The sequence below is a fragment of the Methylobacterium sp. J-026 genome (genome assembly GCF_022829585.1).
Classification (GTDB): domain Bacteria; phylum Pseudomonadota; class Alphaproteobacteria; order Rhizobiales; family Beijerinckiaceae; genus Methylobacterium.
Genome location: NZ_JAKSYC010000220.1, coordinates 1 through 318, shown reverse-complemented (window position 1 = coordinate 318; position 318 = coordinate 1). Strand labels below are relative to the sequence as shown.

At 68.9% G+C, this 318-nt stretch carries 1 protein-coding gene; it reads right to left on the bottom strand.

Annotated features, from left to right (window positions below; genetic code table 11):
* Nucleotides 1-298, bottom strand: a 298-nt coding sequence (locus MKK69_RS19535; protein WP_243970570.1) for a hypothetical protein, incomplete at its 3' end; no start/stop codon positions are given.
* Nucleotides 299-318: the final 20 nt, after the last annotated feature.

The window sequence follows — 318 nt, the reverse complement described above, 5'->3', positions numbered from 1 at the left end:
CGGCCGCCAGCACCGTCCGAAACACCTTCTCCTGCGGTCCTGATCGGTCCACCGCCCCGAAGGCGGGAGTCGCGTTCACGAGAGCTGCGATGTCCACGCTGTGGCCGCTGTCGAAGCGGGAGGGACCAGCCATCGGATCTCGCAGGTAGACGTCGATCGCCGCGACGATCTCCTGGCTGGTGACGACGCCTGCCTTGGGCCTGTCCGCGAGGGTCAAAGGGCCGGCCGGCATGGTCGCGCAGATCAGGGCAGCGTCCGGCGCCAGATCAGGCAGGCCGCCAGAGCGAGCTGAATCCAAGGGCTCCAGGCCACAGCCGT